This window comes from Methylobacterium sp. B1 (genome assembly GCF_000333255.1).
Classification (GTDB): domain Bacteria; phylum Pseudomonadota; class Alphaproteobacteria; order Rhizobiales; family Beijerinckiaceae; genus Methylobacterium; species Methylobacterium fujisawaense.
This window is the reverse complement of record NZ_BACT01001045.1, coordinates 1-1,046: the sequence shown is the minus strand read 5'-3', so window position 1 is coordinate 1,046 and position 1,046 is coordinate 1. Positions and strand designations below refer to the sequence as shown.

1 protein-coding gene and 1 pseudogene are annotated in these 1,046 nt (G+C 65.0%); both read left to right on the top strand.

What is annotated here, in order from left to right; genetic code table 11:
• Window positions 1-223: pseudogene (locus I53_RS34390) on the top strand (phosphate ABC transporter ATP-binding protein); the annotation flags it as partial.
• 149 nt (window positions 224-372) lie between these two features.
• A partial coding sequence (locus I53_RS29150) for a winged helix-turn-helix domain-containing protein (protein WP_187294431.1) occupies window positions 373-1,046 on the top strand: 674 nt, incomplete at its 3' end.

The following is a 1,046-nucleotide window of genomic DNA, read 5'->3' as shown; positions in this document are numbered from 1 at the left end:
CGATCCGATGTCGACCGCCAAGATTGAGGAGCTGCTCCTCGAACAGTGCGACAAGTTCACCTTCGTGATCGTCACGCACAATCTGCAACAGGCCGCGCGCATCGCCAATCGCACGGCCTTCATGCTCGACGGCAACCTCGTGGAGGTCGGTGACCACGAGCAGGTCTTCCTCAACCCCAAGGACGAACGCACCCGTTCCTACGTGACCGGTCGCTTCGGCTGAGGCGGTGGGCATGAGCAAAACCCAGGTCCAGCCGCGCAGCGTCCATGCCTTTAAGGTCGAGGACCGCGTGGGAAGCGTCGGTCGGTCTTGCGGTGCTTTTACGTCATGAGCCCGGTTCCCCACCAACGGAACGCGCGGTGATGTCCGTCATGGCCGCGCTCTCCACCGGACAACATCGGTATGGGACGGAAAGCCGATCCTTCCACCCTCCGATCCATGCCTCGGAGACGAGCCGCCCACGCATCGGAATCGTTGCGAACGACCCGCACCTTGCTTGCCTCCTGTTCCTCCTGCTCCAGGGCGAAGGCTTCGAGGCGGAGGAAATGGCGTCCGGTGCCAATCGGGACTGGCCATCGAGCGCGATGCCGGACCTCATGGTCGTGGAAACCGACCGGGCCGGGTCGGAGGCGATCGCGCAAAATCGCGCCTTGCAGCAGCGTGGCGATGGCTTTCCGCTACCCGTGCTGGCGCTGATCCCGGACAGAGACGAAATAGCGACGCTGGATTGCTTCGCGGCTGGCGTGGAGGATGTTCTCGACCTTCCCTTGCGTCCCCGCGAGCTGGTGGCCCGGATGCGCCGTATCCTGTGGCGGCTACGCCCCGATCTGAGTGCCTGCGTCTCGCGGAGGATGAAGCCGATCCTGGGCCCGGCGCCGGGCGAGCTGAGCTGCTGTGGCACGATGATCCGGCTGACGCCCTCCGAATTGCGATTGCTGGGCGTGTTCATGCGCAAGCCCGAGCGGGTGCTGTCGCGCCAGGAGATCATGCGCGACATGTACGGTCGGCGGGCCGCCGACCCGCGTNGATCGACGTCTAGGAAGCG